General features: G+C 67.3%; 12 protein-coding genes and 1 tRNA gene. 4 read left to right on the top strand and 9 right to left on the bottom strand.

All coding sequences use genetic code 11. The features are described from left to right. Nucleotides 1-27 precede the first annotated feature (27 nt). Genes N5D20_RS01690 through N5D20_RS01680 form a run of 3 tightly spaced genes read right to left on the bottom strand, consistent with a single transcriptional unit; the run spans nt 28 to nt 6,001 of the window. Complete coding sequence (locus N5D20_RS01690) at nt 28-3,882, bottom strand: YhdP family protein (RefSeq protein ID WP_279915230.1); 3,855 nt, start codon at nt 3,880-3,882, stop codon at nt 28-30. Nucleotides 3,883-3,912: 30 nt separating this feature from the next. After that, complete coding sequence (rng, locus tag N5D20_RS01685; protein WP_049437343.1) at nt 3,913-5,400, bottom strand: ribonuclease G; 1,488 nt, start codon at nt 5,398-5,400, stop codon at nt 3,913-3,915. Beyond that, nucleotides 5,393-6,001 (bottom strand): Maf family nucleotide pyrophosphatase, encoded by a 609-nt coding sequence (locus tag N5D20_RS01680; protein WP_197579167.1) that lies wholly within the window; start codon nt 5,999-6,001, stop codon nt 5,393-5,395. Before N5D20_RS01680 ends, rng begins: the two co-directional genes overlap by 8 nt. 131 nt (nt 6,002-6,132) lie before the next feature. On the opposite strand from N5D20_RS01680, the gene N5D20_RS01675 reads away from it, so the two are divergent. The 4 genes from N5D20_RS01675 to N5D20_RS01660 all read left to right on the top strand — a co-directional run bounded on the left by N5D20_RS01675 (nt 6,133) and on the right by N5D20_RS01660 (nt 12,326). Further along, on the top strand, nt 6,133-6,870 hold the full coding sequence (locus tag N5D20_RS01675; RefSeq protein WP_006382138.1) for an SIMPL domain-containing protein: 738 nt from the start codon (nt 6,133-6,135) through the stop codon (nt 6,868-6,870). Between the two features lie 217 nt (nt 6,871-7,087). Then, on the top strand, nt 7,088-7,738 hold the full coding sequence (locus N5D20_RS01670; protein WP_197579166.1) for an energy transducer TonB: 651 nt from the start codon (nt 7,088-7,090) through the stop codon (nt 7,736-7,738). Between the two features lie 191 nt (nt 7,739-7,929). After that, the gene (locus N5D20_RS01665) at nt 7,930-10,767 is read left to right on the top strand and encodes a TonB-dependent receptor (RefSeq protein ID WP_197579165.1); all 2,838 of its coding nucleotides are present in this window, start codon (nt 7,930-7,932) and stop codon (nt 10,765-10,767) included. Nucleotides 10,768-10,904: 137 nt separating this feature from the next. After that, entirely contained in the window at nt 10,905-12,326 is a 1,422-nt protein-coding gene (locus N5D20_RS01660; protein ID WP_197579164.1) for a basic amino acid/polyamine antiporter, read from the top strand. A gap of 128 nt (nt 12,327-12,454) precedes the next feature. Here the strand turns inward: N5D20_RS01660 and N5D20_RS01655 are convergent. The 6 genes from N5D20_RS01655 to lptE all read right to left on the bottom strand — a co-directional run bounded on the left by N5D20_RS01655 (nt 12,455) and on the right by lptE (nt 15,858). After that, nucleotides 12,455-12,531, bottom strand: a tRNA-Asn gene (locus tag N5D20_RS01655). A 22-nt stretch (nt 12,532-12,553) separates the two neighbouring features. Then, nucleotides 12,554-13,024 (bottom strand): 23S rRNA (pseudouridine(1915)-N(3))-methyltransferase RlmH, encoded by a 471-nt coding sequence (rlmH, locus tag N5D20_RS01650; RefSeq protein WP_005418108.1) that lies wholly within the window; start codon nt 13,022-13,024, stop codon nt 12,554-12,556. Between the two features lie 64 nt (nt 13,025-13,088). Next, on the bottom strand, nt 13,089-13,499 hold the full coding sequence (gene rsfS, locus N5D20_RS01645; protein WP_005418109.1) for a ribosome silencing factor: 411 nt from the start codon (nt 13,497-13,499) through the stop codon (nt 13,089-13,091). 58 nt (nt 13,500-13,557) lie between these two features. Continuing rightward, nucleotides 13,558-14,223, bottom strand: a complete 666-nt coding sequence (gene nadD, locus N5D20_RS01640) for a nicotinate-nucleotide adenylyltransferase (RefSeq protein WP_197579163.1) — start codon at nt 14,221-14,223, stop codon at nt 13,558-13,560. Nucleotides 14,224-14,226: 3 nt separating this feature from the next. After that, nucleotides 14,227-15,264 (bottom strand): DNA polymerase III subunit delta, encoded by a 1,038-nt coding sequence (gene holA / locus N5D20_RS01635; RefSeq protein ID WP_043402706.1) that lies wholly within the window; start codon nt 15,262-15,264, stop codon nt 14,227-14,229. 9 nt (nt 15,265-15,273) lie between these two features. Continuing rightward, the gene (gene lptE / locus N5D20_RS01630; protein WP_010482940.1) at nt 15,274-15,858 is read right to left on the bottom strand and encodes an LPS assembly lipoprotein LptE; all 585 of its coding nucleotides are present in this window, start codon (nt 15,856-15,858) and stop codon (nt 15,274-15,276) included. Between the last annotated feature and the right edge of the window lie 66 nt (nt 15,859-15,924).

Here is a 15,924-nt window from a genome sequence, read left to right as displayed (position 1 = left end):
CAAGCCCCGTGAACAGGAAAGCCGCGCTCAACGCGCGCGCGGCAGGCCGGTGACGGTCGGCGGAATGGCCGGTGCCGGTGCCGGCGCGGGTGGCGGAGCCTTGTCGCGGCTGCGCTCGATCACTTCCACCTTCGGTTCCTTCCATGGACCGGTCACCTTGTAGGTACGGGCGCCAATCTCGCCCAATGGTTTGGACAATACCGCATTGGTGGCCGCGCCCAGCGCCGCCCCCACCGGGCCACCGGCCACCGCCCCCACCACGGTCAGCAGATTGCCTGCGCGCGGGTTGACGTCGATGGTCTGGTCGAACTGCTGGTTGCGCAGGTCGGCCTGGCCGCGGATGGTGATGTTGGCTGCCGGGCCTTCGATCAGCACCTTGTCTGTGCGCGCCATGCCTTGGCCGAACTGCATGCTGCCGTCGATCTGGTTGAACGCGAAGCCCTTGGAGAAGAAGTCGCGGAAGTCGAACATCAGGCGCCGCGGCAGCTGGGTCACGCTGAGCAGGCCCAGCACGCGGCCGGCGCCGGGTTCCAGCTCCAGCAGCTGGCCGTTGCGTGCGTGCAGGTCCAGGCGGCCCTGCAGGTTGCCCAGCTGGAAGTCCGACGGCCCCCCACTCCACGTGGCCTGCAGCTGCGCCTGGCCGGAACCGCCACGCAGCTGGCCGCCGTAGTCGAGGTTCTGCATCAGTCCGCCCAGATCCTCGCTGCGCACCTGAGCGGTCAGCTCGGTGCGGGCACCACCGGTGCGGCCCAGCCAACGACCGCTGATGTCGATCTCCTGGTCAGGCGCACGGAAGCGCAGCTCATCCACGTTCAGGCCATTGGCCAGCGGCCGCGTAAGCAGCACCGCCTGGCCCAGCACCACCTTGCCGAACTTCAGGTCGGCGATGTCCAGCGCGAACGGCGGCAGCTTGGCCGGGTCCATGTCGTTGGCGCCGGCCTGTACCCGTGCCGGCGCGGCCGGTGCACCTGGAGCCGCCGGCAATGACTGCCAGTGCACGCGGTCGAGCTGGCCACTGATGGTGCCGCCGTCTGCATTGGGGACGGTCAGGCGCCCGGCCAGCGACGGGCCGTCCAGGCGCACATCCAGTGCCTGCGCTCCCGGGCGCAGCTGCAACCGGGTCTGCTCGAACACGCCACCGATCAGCATCAGCTTGCCGACCTGCACATCCACCGCACGCAGCGGCATGCCGTCATCGTCGTTGCCACCACGGGCCAGGCCGATCCACTCCAGCGCGTCCAGGGTCGGGCTGCGGCCATTCACGGACAGTCCGCTCGGCGGCGGCTCGCGATCGGCATGGTCGCTGCCCAGCGTCACCTGCACACCCGTCTGGTTGTTGTGGCTGCGCGCAGCCAGCGCCAGGCGCTGGCCGAACGCCACGTCGATGCGGCCGGCCCCCATCGGCAGCTGTGCAGCCACGGTGGTCGCCAACGGCTCGGCAGCTGGTTTGTCCAGCGGCGCCGGCAGATCCAGCCGGGTCCCGACCAGATCGGAGCTCAACCGCAGCTCGCTGGGCGGCGCAGGCGCCCCCGGAGCGACCTTGGGCAGATTGACCGCGATGGTCCACGGCGAGGTGCCGGCGATGTAGGGCTTCAGCCACGCCATTTCTGGTGCGCGGTCGATCAGCACGCCAGCATCGAGGTTGGCCGACAACTGCGATTCAAAGGCCAGCTTGCTGTCGTGCACGTAGCCACCGGCACGCAGGCTCAGGCGGCCGTCCTGGCCGAGGTGGCGCACCGCCAGTTCCTCGGCGCCGAAACCGCCGTTGCTGTAGCGCGCCTGCCCGTGCATGTTGTCAAAGGCCAACTGGAAGCGCTTGTCCACCAGCTTCACACCGTTGAGGTCGACCGTGCCCTGCAGGTGGCCGCCCCCTTCATCGTGGTGCAGCGGCTGCAGCAGATCGAAGGTCACATGCGCCGGGCCCGCAGCGGTGAGGTTGTCCAGGGTGTCGCCATAATCCTTGTGCAGCGGGCTCTGCCGCAGCATGGCCAGCAGCCTGCCGGCCTCGCTCTGCGCATCGGCACGCACGTACAGCGGCTGCTGCCCGAAATCCTGGATGCCCGCCTCGAATTTCTGCACCGCCACGCCGGCCAGATCGCCGCGACCGTGCATGTCGAAGCCGGGGCCGATGAAGGCGATATCGGCGTCGACCTGGCGCATCAACGGCCAGTCGTGCTGGAAGCGGATGTCACCATTGGTGATATGGCCGGTCGCCTCGAAGCGGCCATCGTTGTTGTCGAACGGCCAGTCGTCCAGGTCGCCACTGACCAGGCCGATGCCGTTGCGCACCTGCCCACCGGCCAGCGCCATGTCCAGCCAGTCGGTGGCGCCCTTGCTCATCTTGGAGTGGATCCAGAAGCGCTTGGCCGCGGTCATCGGCACGTCGTCCAGCTTGGCTGCCAGCTGCAGCCACGGCCGCGTACCGTCGCCCTGGAACCAGACACCACCGCGCACGTCCGCCGCATAATCGGTGCCTTCCACGCGCATCGCTGCCGTGCCGATGCGCCAGCCACCGCCTTCATCGCGCCAGCCCACCACCTGGCCCGCCAGGTGCAGATCGTGGCGCACGCCGAAGCCGGTCGGCCAATCGAACTGCAGCTGGCGTTGCGGCTGCAGCTGCAGGCTGAAGCCATCCGCGTCGCCTTCGAAGCGTCCGCCCAGGCCGCGCAGGCCGGGCGAATTGCCCACGCTGGCGAAGCCCAGCGACTGCAGTTCGCCCTGCGCCCACAGCGGGCCATCGCGTTCGCCCGCCAGCTGCAGTTCGCGCACGTCCAGCTGCGGCCTGGACAGGAACAGCCAGCGACGCAGGCCCGGTTCAAGACGATCGCTCAGGGCCAGCGCACGCAGCGCGATGCCGGCCTGCACTTCGCCAGAACTGACCCGCAGCTGCTTGCCGAGCTGCAGCTGCAGGCCATCGAGCTGCTGCTCGCCTTCTTCGGTTTTCAGGCGCAGGCGCGGCACCTGCAACGCCCAGCCGTCGACCTGGCGCTGCCAGCGCAGGCGTGCCTGCAACCGCTGCAGCTGCAGCTGCGGAGCCGCCATCGCGGGCATCGGTGCGCCATCGATGCGGACATCACGCAGGTCCGAATCGGTGGTCACCGCCACCGGCGCGAAATCGCGCAGGGTCAGCCACAGGTTGAGTTCGCCCTTGCCTCCGCGCAGGCGCACACCGCCGGCCGCCAGCAATGGCGACCAGGCATGGAAATCGACCGGATCGGCGCCCAGCCAGGCCTGGCCGTTGCCGCGAACGCGGTCCACGTCCAGCACCGCAGTCAACGGCAGCGCTTCGGCCTGGGCCCAGGCGCGCACGCCTACACGCAGGCGGTCGCCGTTGACCCGCAGGCGCACGTCGATGCGTGGCAGCGTGGTATCGATCCCCAGCCCCGGCGCATGCACGCCCAGGCGGCCACCGATCACCTGCAGTTCGCCCAGCCGGCGCAGCGCATCCAGCGGGTCCCCGCCATTGGCGGCCTGCGGCAGGCCACGCACCGACCAGCGGCCGTCCTCGCCCTGCTGCAGGTCCAGTGCCAGGCCACGCAGGCGCAGTTCGGTCAGCGAGCGGCCGGGCAGCAGCCCGCTGTACATCGACACCAGCACCTCGGCCTCGCCGATCGCCAGGCCCTGGCCGGCGCCAATGCGCAGGCCCTTCAGCTGCAGCAGCGGACCACGACGGGTCCAGGCCGTCTGCAGCTGGTCGAAACGCACCGGCTGGCCGGCGCGTTCACTCAACCAGGCGGCAATCCTGTCGGGATGGCGCTCGGCCAGCGGCAACAGCTGGCTGAGAGTGCCCACCAGCAGTGCCAGCCCGACCAGGCCCACCGCGCAGGCGGCAATGAAATGACGGCGGATCCTTCGCAGTCGCAGGCGCGGCGGCGCGCTCATCGGCCACCGCCGGCCTGCGGCCGGCGAGGATCAGAGCAGAACAACATCGAATTGCTCCTGCAGGTACTGCTCGTCCGCCTGGAAGCGGATGCTCTTGCCGAGGAATTCCTCCAGTTCGGCCACTGCCGCGGATTCCTCGTCGGTGATGCGCGCGACCACCTTGGTCGAAGCGATCACCAGCAGGCGCGCGGCATCGAACTGGCGCACGGCACGGGTGATCTCGCGGAAGATCTCGTAGGTCACCGTCTCGGTGGTCTTGATGCTGCCGCGGCCGCTGCACTGCGGGCAGGTTTCCGACAGCTGGCGCTCCAGGCTTTCCACCGTGCGCTTGCGGGTCATCTCCACCAGGCCCAGCGGCGAGAAGTCGTACACCGTGGTCTTGGCATGGTCACGGGCCAGCGCCTTTTCCAGCGTACGCAATACCTGGCGGCGGTGCTCGGCATCATCCATGTCGATGAAGTCGATGATGATGATGCCGCCCAGGTTGCGCAGCCGCAGCTGCCGTGCCACCGCCTGTGCCGCTTCCAGGTTGGTGCGGAACACCGTCTCTTCCAGGTTGCGCTGGCCGAGGAACGAACCGGTGTTGACGTCGATGGTGGTCATCGCCTCGGTCTGGTCGATCACCAGGTAACCACCGGATTTCAGCGGCACCTGCTTGTCCAGCGCGCGGCCGATCTCGTCCTCCACCCCGAACATGTCGAAGATCGGACGATCGCCGGAATACAGCTCGATCTTCTCGGCCAGCACCGGCATGTACTTGGCGACGAAGGCCTGCAGCTGGGCGAAGGTCTCCTTCGAATCCACCTTCACCTTGTCCACGTCCTTGCGGATCAGGTCGCGCACCGAACGCAGCGGCAGGCTCAGGTCTTCATAGATGTTGCTGCACGAGGGGGCTTCGCGGCCTCGGCGCTCGACCACGTTCCATACGCGCGACAGGTAGGCGATGTCCTCGGCGATGGCCTCGGCCGGCTGGCCCTCGGCATTGGTACGCACGATGTAGCCGTAGCCCCCGTGCTGCGCCGACAGTTCGGTCACCAGCGCCTTCAGGCGCGCGCGCTCGGTTTCATCCTCGATGCGTGCCGATACGCCCACCACTTTCGACTGCGGCAGCAGCACCATGTAGCGCGAGGGAATGCTGATCTGGGTGGTCAGGCGGGCGCCCTTGGTCCCGATCGGGTCCTTCACCACCTGCACCACGATGTCCTGGCCGTCGCGCAGCAGCTCGACGATCGGCACGCTGGACGGCGGCGGCAGCGTGGTGTTCTCGGTGTCGGCACTGGCTACCGGCGCCGGCCGCACCACGTCGTTGGCGTGCAGGAACGCGGCGCGCTCCAGCCCGACTTCGACGAAGGCCGCCTGCATGCCGGGCATCACCCGCTGTACCTTGCCCTTGTAGATGTTGCCGACCACACCCCTGCGCCAGCCGCGCTCGATGTGCAGTTCCTGCAGCATGCCATTTTCGATCACCGCGACCCGGGTCTCGCGCGGGGTCACATTGACCAGGATTTCCTCAGACATCGGCAGCCTCCCTGGCGGCATCGGCAGTGGGGGCCGGCACGCCACAGCGCGCCAGCAGACGATCGGTGTGCAGCAACGGCAGCCCCATCACCCCGGAGTAACTCCCGGACAGGTGCTCGATCCAGCGCTCGGCCCCGCCCTGGATGGCGTAGGCACCCGCCTTGTCCAGCGGTTCGCCGGTGGCCACGTAGGCGGCGATGTCGGCGTCGTCGATCGGGGCGAAGGTCACTTCGGAAATGACCAGCTCGCTGTCCAGCCCGTCCGCGCCGACCACCACCACGGCGGTCATCACCTGATGGGTACGCCCGGCAAGACGTGCCAGCATCGCCCGCGCATCGGCGGCGTCGGTGGGCTTTCCGAACACGTCGCCGTCCAGCACCACCTCGGTGTCCGAACCGAGCACCCGCGCCTGCGGGTCATCGGCCAGCACCCGGGCCAGGCCAGCGCGCGCCTTGTCGGCGGCGACCCGGCAGACATACTGTTCGGCGCTTTCAGCGGGCGCGCGCTGCTCGACGACCTCCAGGTCCAAGGCCTGGAAGGGGCGTCCGAGTCGGGCCAGCAGCTGGTTGCGTCGGGGGGAGCGGGAAGCAAGGTAGAGCATCGGCACAGCATAACCTGAGGCTGCCACCTGAATCGTCGGCAACCCGTTCCGGAACGCGTTCAACCCCGAACGGGCTCACAGCGCGTTCATCGCTACGACACCACCCTCAACGGCACAACAAGGAGTTCTCCATGCGCCTGACCGCCACCCCGCTGCTGCTCGCCCTGTCCCTCGCCCTTGGAACCTCGATGACCGCCCATGCTGCCCCGTCGTCGCCGTCGATCGCCGCTCCGGCCGAAGGCACCCTGCTGAACATCTCGGCCAACGCCGAGGCGACCCGCGTGCCGGACGTGGCCACCCTGTCGGCCGGTGTGGTCACCCAGGCCGCCGATGGCAACAGCGCCATGCGCCAGAACGCCCAGCAGATGGACAAGGTACTGGCTGCGATCAAGGCCGCCGGCATCGCCGAGCGCGACGTGCAGACCAGTGGCGTCAGCCTCAACCCGCAGTACCGCTATGCCGACAACGAAGCACCGAAGATCACCGGCTACCAGGCCAGCAACACGGTCAGCCTGAAGGTGCGCGACATCGCCAAGCTGGGCAAGGTGCTGGACGCACTGGCTGCGCAGGGCGCCAACCAGATCAATGGCCCCAGCTTCGAGATCGACCAGCCGGAACCGGTCTATGACGAAGCCCGCCTGGCTGCACTGAAGAAGGCCCAGGCCCGCGCCCAGACCTATGCGAAGTCGCTGGGCCTGCAGGTGCGCCGCATCGTCAGCATTTCCGAGAACGCCGGCGGCGGCTACCGCCCGATGCCGATGATGCGGGCCATGTCGGCCGGCGCGGCGATGGACAAGGCCACCCCGGTCGCACCAGGTGAATCGACGGTCTCGGTCAACCTGGACGTGGTGTTCGAACTCGGTCGCTGATCCCGTTCATCATTGCCGGCAAAGGCGGATCCCGCAGGGGATCCGCCTTTTTTCATGCCCGCAGCCGGCACTGGCTGAAGGCCAGCCCAACGATCGCCCCCCTGCCTCTAGGCAGTAGCCGCCATGTCGCGCTACTGATGGACTGCCAGCCGCGTGCGGCAACCCCGCCACGGGCCCTGGTGCGTTGAGGACTTCGTCACTGGCATGGAGGTGGACCATGGTTCGTACGTATCCCGTTGCATCCCCGCACTTCGACCCCGCCCGCGTTGCCGCCTGGAGCGCGGCCATCGCCCTGCATCTGCTGGCCTTCCTGTTGCTGCTGATCCCGGCGACCTACCAGGCTGTGCAGGTCCCGCGTGACAAGACTGCGGTCAGGCTGATCGAGAAGATCCCGCCACCGCCCACGCCGCCGGTTCCGATCCCGCCGAAAGAAATCGTCCAGGTGGTGCCCAAACCCCGGACGCAACCGGTAGCACCGCCGCTGCCCGCCCCCACCGCGACCGTAGAGGAAACCCAGGGCATCGCACTGCCGGCCGCCGAACCGGCCCCGCCCCAGCCCGTACCGAGCATCGATACCGCCACACCACTGGCCGGCGCCCAGCTGCAATACCGCAGCGCCCCGCCGCCGGCCTACCCGCTGGCGGCACTGCGCAACCGCGAGCAGGGTACGGTGCTGTTGCGGGTAGAGGTGGACACCCACGGGCAGCCAGCGGTGGTCAGCATCGAGCGCAGCAGTGGCTCGCGCAGCCTGGACCAGGCTGCACGCCAGCAGGTGCTCAAGCACTGGCGCTTCGAGCCGGCCCAGCGTGATGGCGTGGCCGTGCCGGCCATCGGCATGGTGCCGGTGCAGTTCTCGCTGCCGGACTGAGGTGATCGCCGGCCCGGCCATCTGCCGGGCCGGCCCTTCCGTCAGGGCGGGTACGGACGGAACAGGATCAACTGTTATCAATTAAGCAAAAATTCACGACTTCGTCACCTGCCGGAAACCTAGATTGGTCCGTCCCGGAATCTACCGGAGACAGCCCTCAACGCTACGGTTTTCCAGTTAGGAGAGAAGCTGTGAAACACCTGATCCAACGGCCCGCCAGCCGCCGCCGCACCACCCTGGCATCGTCCATCACCCATATCCTTACCGGCGGCACCCTGCTGCTGGTTGGCGCCGTGGCGTCCACCTCCGCTTTCGCGCAGGAGAAGGCCACCAACCTGGACCGCATCACGGTCACCGGTTCGAACATCCCGCGCACCAACACTGAAACACCGTCCCCGGTGCAGGTGGTGACCCGCCAGGAAATCGACCGCACCGGCAAGACCACGGTTGCCGAGTACCTGCAGACCATCACCGCCAATGGCGCCGGCTCGATTCCCAAATCGTTCGGCAACGGCTTCGCCGGCGGTGGCGCCGGCATTTCGCTGCGTGGCCTGGGCGCGGGCTCGACCCTTGTCCTGTTGAATGGTCGCCGCATGGCCACCTACGGCCTGGCCGACGACGGCCAGAAGGTCTTCACCGACCTGAGCACCATTCCGCTCGACGCCGTTGAACGCGTGGAAGTGCTGAAGGACGGCGCCTCGGCGATCTATGGCTCCGACGCCATCGCTGGCGTGGTCAACATCATCCTGCGCAGCGACTTCCAGGGCGCGATCCTTCGCGGCTCCTACGGCCTGTCCGGCGACAGCGATGGCGATACCAAGAAAGCGACCCTGACCGCCGGTACCGGCGACATGGCCACCGACGGATGGAACGCCTTCTTCAGCCTGGATGTCGGCAAGAGCGACGCGATCAAGATCAGCGACCGCAAGAACCGCAAGTGGATCGGTACCGGCGACACCCGCCAGTGGGGCTATGGCAACAATGCCCAGTTCCTGGGTGGCGCCTTCCTCAGCGGCAAGACCCGCGGCGGCGTTGGTCCCAATGGCTCGGTGTACGACGACCGCAATGTCACCGACACGAATCCGGCCACCCTCGTGCCACTGCCTGGCTGCCAGGGCCTGACCACCATCGGTGGCCAGACCGACGCCTCGGTCGCCGCGCAGGGCTGCCTGTGGGATCCGGCACAGCTGTATCGCGACATCTCGCCGGAAGAGAAGTACGTCAATGTGTTCGGCCGCGCCAGCTTCGCGTTCGGTGAAGGTGGCGAAATCTACACCGAGATCGGCTACTCGAAGAAGGAAACCACCTTCAGCAACACGCCGTCCGCCGCGTCCGGCGGCTGGGGTTATCCCGGCGGCCCGGTCAACGGCAACAGCGGTCCGGGCGCTGTGGTGCTTGGCCCCAATCATCCTGACCGGCCTGCCGGCCTCGGTACTGGCCCGTTGCGCCTGCGCTACAGCGCTTGGGACGTCGGCCCCCGCGTGACCGACAACACAAACGAGTTCAATCGTTTCCTGGTCGGCATCAAGGGCAACTGGGGTGACTGGAGCTACGACACCGCCTACCTGCACTCGGGCACCGACCTGGTCAACGAGCGCACCGGCTTCCTGCGCTACAGCGCCGTGAAGTGTGCACTGGGTGACGCGAACTGTGCCGGTGGCGTATGGCGCATTGGCGACAACGCCAATCTGAACTCCCAGGCGCTGTACGACTACATCTCGCCGAAGATCAGCGCACGTGCCAAGTCCAGCCTGGACATGTTCGACTTCACCGTGTCGCGCAGCCTGATGGACCTGAAGGGTGGCCCGCTGGGCCTGGCGATCGGTACCGAGTGGCGCAAGACCAGCAACAGCCTGACCCCGCAGACCTACACCGACACGGGTGACATCATCGGCCTGGGCTACTCGGCCTATGACGGCACGCAGAACGTGTACGCCGGCTACGTCGAACTGTCGGCACCGGTGCTGGAGCAGTTGGAACTGTCCGCTGCACTGCGCTACGACAAGTATGAGAGCGGTGAAGGCAAGGCCACGCCGAAGCTGGGTGTGAAGTGGACGCCGGCCGACTGGATCGCCCTGCGCGCCAGCTACGCCGAAGGCTTCCGCGCGCCGAACCCGGCCGAGAACGGCGATGGTGGCCTGGCCGCCTTCTCCACTGCCTCGGATCCGATCCGTTGCCCGGACGGTGAAAACCCGGCCCCGGGTGCTTCGCCGGACGACTGCGGCTCGCAGTCGGTTGCGATCATCACCCGCCCGAACAAGGACCTGAAACCGGAAGAGTCGAAGAGCTACTCGGTCGGTATCGTGCTGCAGCCCACCCGCTCCACCTCGTTGACCGTCGATGCCTGGGAAATCAAGCGCACCAACGAGATCGCCCAGGGCGATACCGATGACGCGATCCGGGCTGGCAACGTCCTGCGCGACAACAACCTGCTCAACGGCGTCGCCGGTACCGGCAGCATCCTGGCCGTCAACACCGCCTACATCAACGCCAGTTCCTCGCGCGTTCGCGGTATCGACACCGACATCCGCCAGACCTTCGACATCGGCCCGGGCCAGCTGGAGATGGATCTGCAGTGGAGCCACCTGCTGAAGTTCGAGCGCACCAGCGGTACCAGCACCGATGACTTCCTGGGCACGCACGGCAACTGCGACGTGACCAACTGCATCGGCACGCCGAAGGACCGCATCAACTTCGGTACCACCTGGAAGCAGGGCCCGTGGAGTGTCAGCGGCGTGGCCAACTACATCTCCAGCATGGAAAACACTGACAAGCGCGGCGGCAAGTACCAGTTCTTCTATGCCGATGGATCGCCGGTGAAGAAGATCTCTTCGTTCACCACCTTCGACCTTTCCGGCCGTTGGGCAATCACCGAAGCGTTCGAGCTGAATGCTTCGGTCGAGAACGTCTTCGACCGCATTGCTCCGCTGGATCCGCTGACCTATGGCGGCGTGAACTACAACCCGATGCACTTCAGTGGTGCCATCGGTCGCTACTTCACCGTCGGTGCCAAGTACACCTTCAAGTAATACAGGCACACGCTTCAACGCAGCAACTTCGAAGGCCCGGGCAGCTGCCCGGGCCTTCGTCGTTCTGCCCCTTGCAGGCATGTTCACGGGCACAGGGCTACCGTGTGCACGCGGCATCACCGCCGCAGGGGATCTCCATGGCCGCGACATCGCAGCGCTTGGGCCTGCCCGCGTTGACCGCACTGGTGGTCGGCTCGATGGTCGGCGCCGGTATCTTTTCATTGCCGCAGAACGTAGCGCGCAGCGCCGGTCCGGCCGCCGCGCTGATCGGCTGGGCGGTGAGCGGCGCGGGCATGCTGATGCTGGCCTTCGTGTTCCAGGCGCTGGCCAACCGCCGGCCTGATCTCGATACCGGCATCTACGCATACGCGCGCGAAGGCTTCGGCAATTACATCGGCTTCTCCGCTGCGTGGGGTTACTGGGTTGCCTCGGTGCTTGGCAACGCCAGCTTCTTCGTGCTGATCTTCAGTGGCCTCGGCCACTTCATGCCCGTGTTCGGCGAAGGCAATACCCCGGCCGCCGTGACCGCATCGTCATTGCTGTTGTGGACGGTGCACCTGTTGGTGCTGCGTGGCCTGCGCACCGCAGCCATCGTCAACGGCCTGGTGACCGTGGCCAAGCTGCTGCCGATCGCGCTGTTCCTGATCCTGGCCGCCGGCGCGTTCCGCATGGACGTGTTCCGCGCCGATTTCCTCGGCACGCCTGCACTCGGCGACCTTGGCCAGCAGCTGCGCGGCATGATGCTGGTGACCGTGTGGGTGTTCATCGGCATCGAAGGGGCCAGCATCTATTCGCGACGCGCGGCACGCCGCACCGACGTGGGTCGCGCCACGGTGATCGGCTTCCTTGGCGTGTGGCTGCTGCTGGTGCTGGTCAGCCTGTTGTCGATGGGCGTGCTGTCGCAGGCGGAACTGGCCGGACTGCCCAATCCGTCGATGGCCTATGTGCTGCGCGCCATTGTCGGCGAATGGGGCGCGACGGTGATCATCATCGGCTCGATCATCTCCGTTCTCGGTGCATTGTTGGCCTGGGTGCTGCTGTGCGCCGAAGTGCTCTATGCCGCCGCAGGTGACGGCACCATGCACGCCTTCCTTGGCCGTGAGAACGCGCGCGGCGTGCCGGCCAATGCACTGTGGTTGAGCAACGGCCTGATCCAGTTGTTCCTGCTGCTGGTGCTGGTCAGTTCCGGCAGCTACACCGGGCTGGTGCTGCTGGCCGCGTCGATGAGCCTGGTGCCCTACTTCCTGTCCACGGCATTCGGCGTGCAGCTGGCCTGGCGCGGGCAGGCCTACGCCGGTGAGCCGGGTGTGCGCTGGCGTGATTTCGGGGTGGCACTGCTGGCCAGTGCGTATGCGCTGTGGCTGGTGTATGCCGGTGGCCTGGACAACCTGCTGCTGTCGGTATTGCTGTACGTGCCCGGCGTGGTGTTGTTCGCACTGACCCGGCGCCAACGCGGCGAGCGGGTATTCACGCGTTGGGAGTGGGTGCTGTTCGGCGCGATCCTGGTCGTGGCGATCACCACGCTGGTGGCGTTCTGGCGAGGAGCGCTGCCACTGTAGAGCCGAGCCCACGCTCGGCTTCGCACAGGCAGCCGAGCACGGCTCGGCTCCACAACAGCAGTCGAGCAAGCTCGACTCCACAAAGACGCAAAAAAAAACCTGCATCTCGCGATGCAGGTTTCTCAAGGTGGCGCCCGAAGTTGGACTCGAACCAACGACCCCCTGATTAACAGTCAAGTGCTCTAACCGGCTGAGCTATTCGGGCAGACGACTAGTATAACCACTCTTCACGCGCGATGGTAGGGGTGATTGGCGATCATTGCGGCAGCCCGATACAGCTGCTCAGCCACCACCAGGCGTACCAGCATGTGTGGCAGCGTCAGCGGTCCGATCGACCACTTCTCGTCGGCCAGCGCGGAGACTTCCGGCGAATGCCCTTCCGGGCCACCGATCAGGAACGCCAGGTCCCTGCCCTGCCCGCGCCAGTGTTCCAGGCGCTGTGCCAGCTGTTCGGAACTGAGCTGGCGACCCGGCACATCCAGCGCCACTACATAGGCATTCTTCGGCAGCGCAGCGATCACCCGCTTGCCTTCATCTTCAGTGGCGCGGCGCGGATCACGGCCTTTGCCGCGCAGGCCGGGCTCGATTTCCACCAGCTCGAACGGCAGCCAGTGCGACAGCCGCTTCTGGTACTCGGCGAAGCCCTGCGCCACCCAGCTGGGGGCGCGTTCACCGGTGGCGATCAGGCGGGCTTTCATCAATGGTCCTCCAAAACGTCGACGGTGCCATCGGCGCCGTCGAAGGGATGCATCAACGCGTGGCTCAAGCCACTTCGTCGTCGCTGGACGGCGGCTGGTCACCGACGGTCCACAGGCGCTCGAGGGCGTAGAACTCACGCACGCGCGGCAGCATCACATGGACGATCACGTCGCCCAGATCGACCAGCACCCACTCGGCTTCACGCTCGCCTTCCACGCCCAGCGGCATCACGTCGATGTTCTTGGCGAAGCGCACCACTTCATCGGCAATCGACTTGACGTGGCGGGTCGAGGTGCCCGAAACGACAATCATGTAGTCGGCAACGCTGGACCGGCCGCGCACGTCGATCTCGACCAGGTCCTTGGCCTTCAGGTCTTCGGTGGCTTGGCGGACGCTCGCCAGCAGTTCCGGCACGGACGGCGGCGGGCTGGGCAGATCGACCTTGATGGTCTGGGGCTGGGTCTGGTTGCTCAAAGTGGATCGACTCGATAAACGTGGGGGCGATTATACGGGGATGGCGCCGCTACGCCATTCACGCTGTGGCCGGGCGGTACAGCCCGTGTGCAGCCACATAGTCCGCCACGCCGGGTGGCAGCAGGGCGCGCCAGGGGCCGCCGCCGGCGATCTGCGAACGCACGGCGCTGGCCGATTCCTCGCGCAGCGGGTGGTGCAGGCGCAGGATGCGCCCGGCCGGGCTGGCGAACAGGGCCTGCTCGGTGTCGGCCCAGCGCCCTTCCAGCGCCCGGCCCAGCTCGCCATCCACCGCAGCCTGCAACGGGCTGCCCGGGCGCTCCGCCACCACGAAATGAGCCAGCCCGAACAGCGCCTCCCATTCGTGCCAGCTGGACAGGCCCAGCAGACTGTCGGCACCGACCAGCCAGGCCAGCGGCCGGCTCGGACCGAGTTCGCCACGCAGTTCGCGCAGGGTATCGACGGTATAGGAAGGACGACCGGGATAGCGGGCAGCGCGGTCCAGCTCGCGCCGGTCCAGCAGCAGGCCGGGTTCGTCGCCGATGGCCAGAGACAGCATGCTGCAGCGCTGCTCGGCCGTTGCACCGGGCACCGCACGGTGTGGCGGATCGGCGGCCGGCAGCATGCGCACGGCAACCTGCAGTTCGTCGCGGGCAGCCCGCGCGATCGCCAGGTGCCCGAGGTGCACCGGATCAAAGGTGCCCCCGTAATAGATCCGCAGACTCATTGCTCAGGCCCGCGCCAGCAGACGCACGGCACGCGGTTCGGCCACGGCCACCAGCAGGCGCTCCAGCGCCAGCCAGGCATCACCGTCGGCGCGCCCCTTGGCGATGCGGTCGACCAGCCCGGCTTCAGCCACGAAGCGCTCCCAGCGCTTGCTTTCCGGATGCCGCTGCAGCGCGCGCTTGTACGGCGCCTGCCGCGATTCCCAGATGCCGCGCGATTTCATTTCGGCGGCCAGGTTGCCGCCACGGGCCTGCACCCGGGCCAGGCCTGCACCAGCCAGCAGTTCGCGGATCACCATCGGCATCAGTGCAGCCACCGCCTCACCCTCGCCGCGCAGGCCGGCCAGCATGCGCAGCACCGCCGGCGGTTGCCCGGAGAACGTCGCCTCCACCAGCCGGAACACGTCATAGCGCGCGGCGTCGGCCACCAGCGATTCCATCCGTTCCACGTCCAGCGGCTGGCCGTCGGCCAACAGCGCCAGCTTGTCGATTTCCTGGGCGGCAGCCAGCAGATTGCCTTCCACCCGCTCGGCCAGGCGCTGCACAGCGGCCGGGTCCGCGCGCAGGCCCTTGCCACGCAGGCGGCGCTCGATCCAGTCCGGCAATTCGTGCGGCTTGATCGCCCAGGCCACCGACAGCACGCCGATGCGGTTGACCGCCTCGGCCCACTTGCCCTGGTGGGCCTTGCTCCATTCGTTGGCGGTAATCATCAGCACCACGTCCGGCGCCGGATTGGCGCAGAACTGGCTGATCACCTCGGCCCCGTCCTTGCCCGGCTTGCCGCTGGGCAGGCGCACCTCGACCAGGCGGCGGGCGCTGAACAGGCTGGGCGCGTTGAAGCTGGCGTCGAGCTGGTTCCAGTCGAAATCACGGCCATCGGCGTCGAACACTTCCCGCTCGCCGATGCCGGCGGCGCGCGCGCGCGCGCGGATGGCGTCGGCCGCCTCAAGCACGCGCAGGGTTTCCGGGCCGGCAATCAGGTAGACCGGCGCCAGCGCGGTATCAGCGCCCTGGCTGGCCAGCTGCTCCGGACGCAGTTCCATCGTCGCGGCTCAGTGCTTGGCTGCGGGGACCGGTTCGGCCGGCTCCGCACCTTCAACCGGCTTGTCCTTCGGCGCCGACAGGCTACCGCCCTTCTCGATCTCGGCACGCACCACGCTGTCGATGCGGCGGATGATCGAGGCGGACATTTCCCGGCGCAGTTCATTGGCCAGGATTTCACGTTCGGTGGTGGTACCGGTGGCGTCGGTCGGCGGCGACACGTAGTCGCGCGACAGCTCGATCACCTGCTGCGGCACCAGCTCGCTGCCGTCTTCGCGACGGAAAATGAAGATCACCGCGTAGCGCAGGCTGTATTCCTGCGCACGGCCCTGCGAGTCGATGGCGATCGGCAGGTCGCCCCAGCGTTCGGACAGCACCTGCAGCTGGGTACTGGGTTCCTTGCTGTCCTCATCGGCCAGCCTGGCGCCGGAGGCCAGCAGGCTGCGGTTGAGCAGCTTGACCAGTTCGCTGTACGGCGCAGTGGAAACCACCTTCACCGGTGCCGTGTCGGTCGGCAGCATCAGCTTGTTGCGCAGATGGAAACCGCAGCCGGCAAGGCCGAGGACAAGAACGAGGGCAAGCAGGATTCGGGTCATGGAGACAGTCTGGCGGAGCCGGGCGATCACGGCAACACACAGCGTGCCCGAAGCCGCGTGAATGCA

It is taken from the genome of Stenotrophomonas sp. GD03877, assembly GCF_029840555.1.
Taxonomy (GTDB): domain Bacteria; phylum Pseudomonadota; class Gammaproteobacteria; order Xanthomonadales; family Xanthomonadaceae; genus Stenotrophomonas; species Stenotrophomonas geniculata.
The sequence above is the reverse complement of the archived record's forward strand: the minus strand, read 5'-3'. Positions and strand labels throughout refer to the sequence as shown.